General features: G+C 71.4%; 4 protein-coding genes and 1 pseudogene. 4 read left to right on the forward strand and 1 reads right to left on the reverse strand.

Annotation, left to right across the window (positions count from 1 at the left end; all coding sequences use genetic code 11):
- Window positions 1–9 precede the first annotated feature (9 nt).
- The 3 genes from ACV530_RS21985 (at window position 10) to ACV530_RS21995 (ending at window position 7,493) form a co-directional block, all read left to right on the forward strand.
- On the forward strand, window positions 10–4,329 hold the full coding sequence (locus ACV530_RS21985; protein WP_494334295.1) for a tetratricopeptide repeat protein: 4,320 nt from the start codon (window positions 10–12) through the stop codon (window positions 4,327–4,329).
- 110 nt (window positions 4,330–4,439) lie between these two features.
- Complete coding sequence (locus ACV530_RS21990; protein ID WP_494334296.1) at window positions 4,440–6,005, forward strand: FAD-dependent monooxygenase; 1,566 nt, start codon at window positions 4,440–4,442, stop codon at window positions 6,003–6,005.
- A 9-nt stretch (window positions 6,006–6,014) separates the two neighbouring features.
- Window positions 6,015–7,493, forward strand: a complete 1,479-nt coding sequence (locus ACV530_RS21995) for a carboxylesterase/lipase family protein (protein ID WP_494334297.1) — start codon at window positions 6,015–6,017, stop codon at window positions 7,491–7,493.
- A 29-nt stretch (window positions 7,494–7,522) separates the two neighbouring features.
- Here ACV530_RS21995 and ACV530_RS22000 read toward each other — a convergent pair whose 3' ends face one another.
- Window positions 7,523–7,960, reverse strand: coding sequence for a hypothetical protein (locus ACV530_RS22000; RefSeq protein ID WP_494334298.1), 438 nt, complete (start codon window positions 7,958–7,960; stop codon window positions 7,523–7,525).
- A gap of 225 nt (window positions 7,961–8,185) precedes the next feature.
- On the opposite strand from ACV530_RS22000, the pseudogene ACV530_RS22005 reads away from it, so the two are divergent.
- Window positions 8,186–10,181: pseudogene (locus ACV530_RS22005) on the forward strand (hypothetical protein); the annotation flags it as partial.

Consider the following 10,181-nt stretch of genomic DNA (forward strand, 5'->3'; position numbering starts at 1 on the left):
TCATCGGTCATGTCAGAGGAAATCCCGGTTCAATGGCTGTACATCCGGGACGCCATTCAAGTGAATGCGGCCCTGCGCCAGGAGATCCAGGCCGAGATCGACTACCGGAGAATTCCGGCGGGCTCCACCCTGGCCCTCGTCGCCCGCGAAATCACCCACGACCAGGGCTATGAACTCGCCCTCAACGGCTACCCGTTGCTGCTGGTCGCGGAGAGCTACCGGGGCAACGGCGGGGCGGTCAACACCTCCGGCCCGCAGGGCCCGGCGGGATCCACGGGCGCCACCGGGTCGAGCGGCGGCTACCGGGACGACGGCCAGAGCGGCGGCCCGGGCGGCCCCGGCGGCCCGGCGGGCCCCGGTGGCCCGGGCACGCCGGTCACCGTGCTGGCCGCGAAGGTCGACGGCCTCCGCCTGATCGCCCGCGGCGGCCAGGGCGGTACGGGCGGTGCGGGCGGAAGCGGCGGACGGGGCCTCGACGGCCACCGCCCCAACAAGCCCGGCATCCCGGGCATGGACCCCGGCGACGGCGGAAACGGGGGAGACGGGGGGAACGGCAGCACCGGCGGCCCCGGTGCCCGGATCCTGGTGGAGTACGTCTCCATGTCCGGCGTCACCGCGGACGGCGGGGGCGGGAACGCGGGCCTCGCCGGTTCCGGGGGAGCGGGGGGACGCGGGGGAGGGGGCAACAACGGCAAGGGCGGCAAGGGCGCCCAGGGCCGGCCCGGCCTGCCGGGCGGCACGGGCCCGTCGGCGGGCCCGCAGTTCGTCGCGCACTCCGAGAGCGACTGGTGGGCCCTGGTCGGGGCCAGGCTGGGCGGAAACGCCGCGGTATGGGCGGAGTACCGGACGCGGGTCGGCGAGTACCTGTTCCGAAGCTTCGCTCCCGGCGATACGACGAAAAGCGGCCTGAGGGTTTCCGCGGGGCATGAGTTGAACCGTGTCCTCACCCTGAAGCCCGGCCATGCGAGGGCATCCGAACTGTCCCGGTTCCTCGCCACCAATCTCTCGCCGATCGGCCAGCCCTACGACGTCGATCTCATTCCGGATTTCCCCCAGTTCGAGCAAGTGGTCAACGACTACAACCCGATCGTCAAGAGCCTCTTCGACAACGGACTGAACCTGCTGCTGCGGGCGCAGTCCACCGGCCAGCAGAACCAGCGGCTGCGCGTCGACATCGACCATGTGAACGGCATGAAGACGGTGCTGGACATCGAGCGCCAGGCCGATGCCCAGGCCCTGAAAGAAGCACAGGCCAGGGCCGACGAGACCCACCGGCGACTCGAGGTGAACCAGAAGAAGATCGACGCCGTGCTGGACCAGATGACGCAGGAGAGCCTCGAATTCCCCATCGGCGATGTCATCGGCACCATCGCGGCCTGCGCCGAAGCGGCCGCGGCGTTCGTGGCCTTCGCGGCGGCCTTCATGGCCGAGACCGCCGCGGCCTCCGGTGAACTCGACGCCGCCCTGCAATACGCCGGTGCCGCCCGGCTGCTCGTCCGCCGGGCCGAGGTGCTCCAGAAGATCGACCTCAACACGGGCACGTACGAAGGCCAGTACATCGTCGAAATGATCGACTGGTCCAACCCGGACAACCCGAAACCCAAGGACGACAAGAAGGACGAGATCGGCGAACTCAAGGATCTCTTCGGAGTCGGCAAGAAGTTCACGGACGCCGGAAAGGCACTCGGCGAGCTGAGGATCGCGGAACCCAAACCGGCAACGGCCGCCCTGCACAAGGCGCTGGTGCTGACCCAGCTGGAACTCGCCGCCGAGTTCTACATCAACAAGCTCGACATCGGCCAGAAGGCACTGGTCGCGGCGGCCACCGACGCCAAAATCGCGCTGAACGAGCAGGATCTCACCAACCTGCGCAATCTCCAGTCCGGCTGGGAGAACGACATCGCCAGGCTGAGCGCGATCTCCCGCATGGTGATCACCCAGGCCCAGGAATACATGGACGTACTCATCAAGTACGCCTTCCAGGCCAACCGGGCCATGGACCTGTTCACCTTCACCAACCGGGCGCCCCAATTCACCTTCGACCTCGGCCACTTGCACCCGGACGACGTCGAGAACGCCTACCTGCCCCTGTCCCGCGGCGACGACAGCTTCGTCATCCCGCTGATGAACCGGTATCTGACCTCGTGGTCGCGGATGCCCGAACTGCTGCCCCTGCGCGACCTCTACAACGACTATCAGAACCGCCTGGACTCGTACGTCCTGCACCTCACCGTCACCGACCCCGTGGTGCTGGAATCCCTGCGGACCCACCACACCGCGTCGTTCACGGTCACCCTGAACGATTTCCTCGCGGACCAGACCGAGCTGAAGGTCGACGGCGTGCAGATCGGCCTCATCGGCGCCACCGCGAGCGAGAAGGGCGTCGCCGTGCTCGTCCGGCACAGCGGCCAGTCGGTGAACCGGCGGCGCGACGGCACCGTGGTCCAGATCAACGCACCCGCACGCCGCGCCACGGTCGACGCGACGCTCGACGACACGGTGCCCGGCGTCCCCGCCGTCCGCCACCCGTCCTACTGGGGCCGCAGCCCTGCGACGACCTGGCAGATCACCATCGACCCGCAGACGGTGACGAAGGCGCACCTCAACCTGACGGGCCTGAGCGCCCTGAAGGTGACGCTCTACACCTCCCACTACGACAACGGCACCGGCACCGGCCCGGTGCCCGCACCCTTCACGATGCAGGCCGACTTCGACGGCGACGGCCGCCTCGACACCGCGGTCTGGCAGCCGGCCGACGGCAAGTGGACCGTACAACTGGCGGCCGGCGGGCCCGCGATCGTCGTCCCCTGGGGCCGTACGGGAGACCTTCCCGTACCCGCCGACTACAACAGCACCGGCAAGGCGGACCTGGCGGTCCTGCGCCCGTCGAACGGCAAGGTGTACGTCCGCCCGCTGGCGAGCGGCCCGAGCACCGTACTGCCCTGGGCCGCCCCCGGCTACGACCCGGTCCCCGTGGACTACGGCAGCATGGTGAACCTCGCCCAGGTCTGCGGGGGGCACGCCGGCGGGTACTCGGCGTCCGGCCACGCGCAGGAGGCCGCCACCCTCGCCCGCGAGGCCCGGGACCTGTACCGGAAGCTGGCCGCGAAGGACGACCGCGCCTACGCGTCCGCGCTCGCCTTCAGCTCCGTCTACCTCGGCTACTACCTGCAACTCGCGGGTGCCCTCGAGGAGTCCGTGACGGTCACCCGCGAGGGCGTCGCGATCTACCGCCGGCTCGACGACAAGCCCCAGCTCGCCTGGGCGCTCGGCAACCTGGCGTTCCGCCTGTCGGCCGCCGGGAAGGCGGCGGAGGCACCCGTTCCGCAGCGCGAGGCACGCGACATCTACCGGACACTGGCAGCTTCCTACAAGCCCCAACTGGCAGAGGCATCGGTCCTGCTGGGGTACTTCCTGGCGCTGGCGGGGCAGTACGACGAGGCGGTGACGGTCACGCGTGAAGGCGCCGAGGTGTACCGGCAGTTGGGCGACAAGCCGCACCTGGCCTGGGCGCTGATCAACGTGGCGTACCGCCTGTCGGCCGCCGGAAAGGCGGCGGAGGCGGCATCCGCGCAGCGCGAGGCGCGGAACGTCTACCAGGAGCTGGTGGCCGGCGGCGGCGCGTACAAGTCCGAGCTGGCGGAGGCGCAGGTCCTGCTCGGGTACTTCCTGGCGCTGGCGGGACAGTACGACGAGGCGGTGACGGTCACCCGCGAAGGCGCGGACTTGTACAAGCAGTTGGGTGACAAACCGCATCAGGCCTGGGCGCTGTTCAACCTGGCGTTCCGCCTGTCGGCTGCCGGAAAGGCGGCGGAGGCGGCGTCCGCACAGCGCGAGTCGCGGGACGTCTGCCGTGCGCTGGTCGCCGCGGGCGGCGCGTACAAGTCCGCGCTGGCGGACGCGTCGGTCTACCTGGGCTACTTCCTGGCATTGGCCAAGCAGTACGACGAGGCGGTGACAGCCACCCGCGAAGGCGTCGACATCTACCGGCAGTTGGGCGACAAGCCGCACTTGGCCTGGGCGCTGATCAACCTGGCGTCCCGCCTCTCGGCGGCCGGCCGCCCCGCGGACGCGCCCGACCCGCAGCGCGAGGTGCGCGACATCTACGCCGAGCTCAGCAAGACCGATCCCGCAACCTACCGGCCGATGCTGGCGGAGGCCGCGGTCACCCTGGCCCAGTACCTGGCCGCGGCCAACCGCCGCCCCGAGGCACGGGCCGCCGCCCAGCAGGCCGTCGACGTCTACGAGCAGCTCGCCGCCGTCGACCCCGGCAAGTACGCCGAGCGCCTGAAGGCGGCACGTCAGCTACGGGACTCCCTGTCCGGCTGACCGGCCACCCTGGTGGGGCGCACGGGGGTCGCCCCACCAGGGAGCACGTTCGGGTGTACGCGGATACGGCAGGCGTTGCGGCCGGCCGCCGGGTGGGAAAGCTTGACCTTGTGGCAGACGCCGAGGTGGCGGTACTGATCGTCGGCGGTGGACCGGTCGGGCTCACCGCCCGGGCGCTGCTGGAACGCTGGGGCGTGCGGACCTTGCTGGTCGAGAAGCACGGCGAGCTGTCCCCGTTTCCCCGGGCCCGGCTGGTCAATGTGCGCTCGATGGAGATCTTCCGCAGTCTCGGCCTCGCCGCCGAGGTCATGGCTGCCGCGTTCGCACCGGAGTACGGCCGCATCCGTTTCCGCGACACCCTGCACGACCACGACTTCGCGACGGCGGCGATGGTCGGGATCAACGCGCCCGTACCCGAAAGCCCCGTGACCGGTGCGGTCACCTCGCAGGACCGGCTGGAACCCACCCTGCTCGCCGCAGCAGGCGCAGAGATCCGCTTCGGATCCGAACTCATCGGCCTGGCCGAGGAAACCGATGGTGTCGTGGCCGTCCTTGCCGACCACCGACGCGGCGAAGAGACGCGCATCCATGCCCGTTATGTCCTCGCCGCCGACGGCGCGAACTCCACCATCCGTCAGCAGCTGGGAATCGGCACCACCGGTCCCGGAGCGATGGCGGACTTCACCACCGTCGTCTTCGACGCCGACCTGAGCCGTTGGTGCGCCCACCAGCCCGCCGGGGTCTACTTCACCGCGCACGGACTGTTCGGCCCGCTCTACCCCGAAGGCGGCTGGGCCTGGTTCGTTCCCACCCCCGAGGACGCCGCGCACGCCGACTGGCCCGCCCTCGTCTCGCGTGCCGTCGGCACCGGCGCCGAGGTGTTGCGGGTCCAGCACTGGGTGATGAACGCGTTCGTCGCCGACCGCTTCCGCCATGGCCGGATCCTGCTGACCGGCGACGCCGCGCACGCGATCCCCATCATCGGCGGCCTGGGCATGAACACGGGCATCGCCGACGCGCACAACCTGTGCTGGAAACTGGCGGGCGTACTCCAAGGGTGGGCGGGGCCGGGCCTGTTGGACACCTACGAGACGGAACGACAGCCCGTCGCCCACAGGACCCTCCACCAGGCGGTGACCAACACCCACCTCATGCTCGACGTACAGCACCGGCGCCGCGACCAGCTCCGCACCGGCGAGGTGGCTCCGACCCGGATCGAACTGCCCTGGTCGGAGCGGTTCTTCGCTCAACTCGGCCTCGTGCTCGGCGTCACGTACCGCTCCGACGCGGTCCTCGCCGATACCGGCGCCCCACCCGAGCCACCCGCCACAGGCACCGACTACGTCCCCACCGCAGAGCCAGGCCGTCGCATGCCGCACCTCTGGCTCACCCCCGACCGCTCCACGCTCGATGCCGTCGGTGAGTGGTTCACCCTGCTCACCCCGGACCCCGCCCACTGGCAGCAACAAGCCGCCGCCCCGTGGCCCCTGCGCATCGAGCCCCTTCCCGATGAGCACACCGCCCTCTGCGGCCTCGGCCCGCACGGAGCGTTGCTCGTCCGGCCCGACGGCCACATCGCCGCCCGCTGGCACGACCGCGCGCCCGGCCCCGCCGCCCTCCACGAGGCCCTCACCGCCATCACGTGGGGGCGCGCGGGGCGCGCCCCCATGCGGTAGACAGGGGCCATGAACGCAGACGTACAGCCGATGGTGGTCACCGCTTCGGGCCCGGTACGGGGCACGGTCGAGAAGGACGACATCGCGGCCTTCCGGGGGATTCCGTACGCCGCGTCCCCCGTGGGGCCGCTGCGTTTCTCCCCGCCGGAGCCGCACCCCGGCTGGAGCGGGGTCCGCCCTGCGGACCGCCCCGGCCCCGCAGCACCGCAGAACCCGTCCCGGCTGGAGTCGGTCATGGGACCACGAACCCCGGACTGGGACGAGAACGACTGCCTGAACCTGAACATCTGGACGCCGTCCGGGGCCCTGGAGGCAGGCGCCCCGGTACGGCCGGTGCTGGTGTGGTTCCACGGCGGGGGCTTCAGCAGCGGATCCGGCGGCTGGGACTGGTACGACGGCGCCCGCCTCGCCGCACTCGGCGACATCGTCGTGGTGACCGCCAACTACCGTCTAGGCCCCCTGGGTTACCTCTACCTCCCCGACCTCGGCGCCGAGAACCTCGGCAGCCAGGACCAGGGCGCGGTCCTGCGCTGGGTACGCGACAACATCGCCGCCTTCGGCGGCGACCCCGGCCTGCTCACGGTCGGCGGCCAGTCCGCCGGCGCGTTCTCGTCCGTGGCCCTGATGGGCGACCCGGACACCTCCGGCCTGCTGCGCCGGGTGATCGTCCAGTCCTGCCCCTGGAGCATGGACGGCCAGGACCCGGACGAGGCCACCAGACGAGCCCACGCCTACCTGCGCCTGCTGGGCATCCACCACGGCACCGACGCGGACACGGCTCTGCGCGAGCTGCCCATCGGGCAACTCCTGTCCGCCTACGCCCGGATGATGGAGGAGGCGGCGGCAGGCTCCCCCACCGCCTTCGAACCGGTGATGTACCCGGTCGTAGGCGCACCCGGCCTCCCCAGACCCCTGCGCGAAACCGTCGCGGACAGCGGCGTCCACGGCAAGGACATCCTGCTGGGCAGCACAGCAGACGAAATGACGGCCTTCTACGGCTTCCGCCCCGCCGTCCAGGCCTTCACCCGCGACGACGTCCTCACCGTCCTCGCCGACCGATACGGTGATGCGGCCCAGGCTGTCTACGACGACTTCGCGTCCCGCAGCCCCGGCGCCCGCCCGGCACGCGTCCTCACCGACATCGCCACCGACACGACGCTCGGCGGCACCGCCGCGACCGACGCGGCCACCCGGTACGCGGACCAGGGCGCCCGCGTCCACGCCTACCTCTTCACCCGCGCCCCCGAACCCGACCCCCACGACCTGGGCGCCACCCACTGCGCCGAACTCCCCTTCCTCTTCGACACCTTCGACGCCTGCCCCGACGCCCCCATGCTCGGCCCGGTCCGCAGGGCCGACCACGCCCTGGCCCACGCCTTCGGCGGCGCCCTGGCCGCCTTCGCGGCAACCGGCTCCCCGAACGGCCCGGGCCTGGAGCCGTGGCCGCCCTGCGCTCCCGGCCGGGCTCCGGAGGTCAAGCGCTTCTGATGGTCGGCTGACGGCGGAACGCAAGTCGCTCACATGCCCATCAGGTGGGGATTCATGGCCGTCTCCAATATGAAGAGGCCATGTCCGCTGCAGCTGCCGCCGAGGGTGCAGTCGTAATGCTCGCAGCCCGGCCCCTCCAGCTTGCCGCTGGACACATGGCTGCCCGGCGGGCCGCTCGTCACGGTGAAGGTGACTGGAGCGTCGGCCATTTGGTACCGGATCGCGGCTGCGCCGGACTCCCAGGGGAAGTGGACCGAGGTGACCCGGAAGGTGTCCGATTCCCGGGGGCGGAGGACGTGTCCTTCGTCCGGGGCTTCGTCAAACGCCCCGGACACCGCCTTCGACGTCAGTACCAGCGCATGCGTCGACTGGTTGCTCACGGTGACCTCGTAGTGCTCACGCTCTGGCAGGGGAGTTCCGGTCGCAATGGCCGTATCCCTGAGCTTCTTGGCGAATTCCTTGTTCATGCCTTCCAGGGTGCGTGCGGGAGTGTGCACGCAGGGTCATCCGGCCGTCGGAATGATCGGGGGAGCACTGGTCCCCCGATCGGTGGGTGAATGCCCGCTTCCGGTCTGCCCCGCAAGAAGTCACCGCGCGCGGCGCAGCCGCCGTACGCCGCGCCCTGCTCCGCAGCGAAGAAAGCGAAGAAAAGGATTAGGGGCAAACGGCGCACTCCAACGACAATTTCCGGCGTGAAGAAGAAGGACACCACTGCGGCGCGCGTCGATGAGCTCCTCGCCGCATTCGACTCCATGTCCCATCCGCAGCGCATGCGCCACCTGGCCGTCAGCGCCATGGAATGGAGCGAATGCGACGAACTCAACGTCATACTGGTCGAGTTGTGGCGGCGTGGCCGGTTCGAGCGCGGGCTCGCGGCGATGGCGGCTCGGGTCGGGGGAGCGGCGGAGTGGCTGGAGGGGCGGCTCGTCGACCCCGATCCGGTGGTGCGGGGGCACGTCCTGGTCGCGGTGCGGGAGGGGCTGATACCGGGCGCGGCCGTGGTGGCCGTGCTGGACGATGCCCCGACAGTCGTGCGGCGCGCCCTGCTGCGGGCCGTCGTGGCGGGACGGCGTACGGAATCGGCCGAAACGTTGATCCGGGGCGTGCGGGCGCGTTGGGGTGACGGGGAGGCCGCGCTGCTGCTGCCCGCCTGTGGTCCGGAGACCGTGGCGGAGCTGCTGCCTGATCTCGGCCACGCCGTGGTCAAGTGGAACAAGGTCGTCGCCCGCCATTGCGGCACGGTCCTCGACGTCGCGGAGAGCCAGCTCGCCACGAAAACGGAAGGCCTGCGGTCGAGTTGGTGGGAGGCGAACGCGCGCGGCGTGGCCGCCGCGGTCGAGCACGCGCCGCTGCGGGTGCTGGACCTGCTGGAGAGGCTGTGCCACGGGCCGCTGCCGGGACCGGTGCTCGAGAATCTCGGGCGGCTCGCCGCCGCCGACCCGGGGCGTACGCTGCGGGTGCTGCTCGCACCCGGGCGCGACCTCGCTGCCGTCCGCCGCCTGGGGCGGCCGGTACTGCGTACCTTCGTATCCGGCGAGGCGCCCGAATTCGACCGGCTCGCACGGCTGTTGTGCGCGCACGAGGCAGAGTACGTACGCCTGTTGCGCTGCGTGCCGCCGTCCCGGCGTGCCGCGTGCCATGACGCCGCGACGGCCGGACGGGAAATGGGCCGTGCCGAACTGTCCGACGGCCTGCTCGAGGTGCTGCCGCGTGCCCGGCGCGCGGCCGAGGCGCGGCGGATGGCGGCGCAGGCGCGCGAGCGCGGCGCCGGGTGGGGGCCGGTGCTGTCGGCCGTGTCGTATCTGCCGGTGGCCGAGGCGCGCCCGGAACTGCTGGCCGCCACGCGCCGCCCGGCGCCCGCGGACCGGGCGTACGCCTACCGGCTGCTCGTCCGCAACGCCGCCTGCTCGGGCGACCCCGCGGCCGTCACCGAACTGCTGGCGGACCTGCGGCGGTTGCGCAACGACCAGGACCCGGTGCGCTCCCCGGCGCTGACGGCGCTCGCCCGGGTCCACCCCGCGCTGTTCACGGAAGACGTCGCTCCGGATCTGGAGCGGATCACCGTCGACGCGATGGAAGCGCGCGACACCTCGTGGGAGGCCCACACCGCCCTGAACAACCTGGCCGTGGCAGTGCTGCGCGAACACGCCGACGGCGGCGAGGAGTTGCGGGGCTGGGCGCTCCGTACGCTCGACCGGATCTCCGGTACCGGCCTCCTGCGGCTGGGCGGGCTGCGGCGCGGGCAGGCGCGGCAGGTCTTCGAGGCGCTGCGCCCGGCGCTCGAGGCGAGTGCGGCGAGGGCCGAATACGGACTGACCCTCGACGTGGCGAGCATGCTCGGCAGGCGGGCGCGCACCCTGCCCGGGCTCCAGGAGCTGCTGGGCCGGGCCGTCCGGCACGGCGACGACAACACCGCCTACCTGGCCGCCAAGCTGTGGCTGGACGACCCGGGAACCCGCGACGAGCGTCTGAGCGAACTCCTCGCCCTGGACGTCTCGTTCGCCACCGTGCCGCGCGTGAGCGAGCTGCTGGCCTTCCGCCGTACGGACCTGCTCGGCCCCGTGCTGGGCCGCACCCCGCCGTACGGACGCCTGCTGAAATCGGGCAGCCACTGGATACCGCCCGTGGGCCCGGGGGGGGGGGGGGGGGGGGGGGGGGGGGGGAAGGCGCACGACACAGACAACCGGA

This window comes from Streptomyces sp. SX-6 (assembly GCF_059089585.1).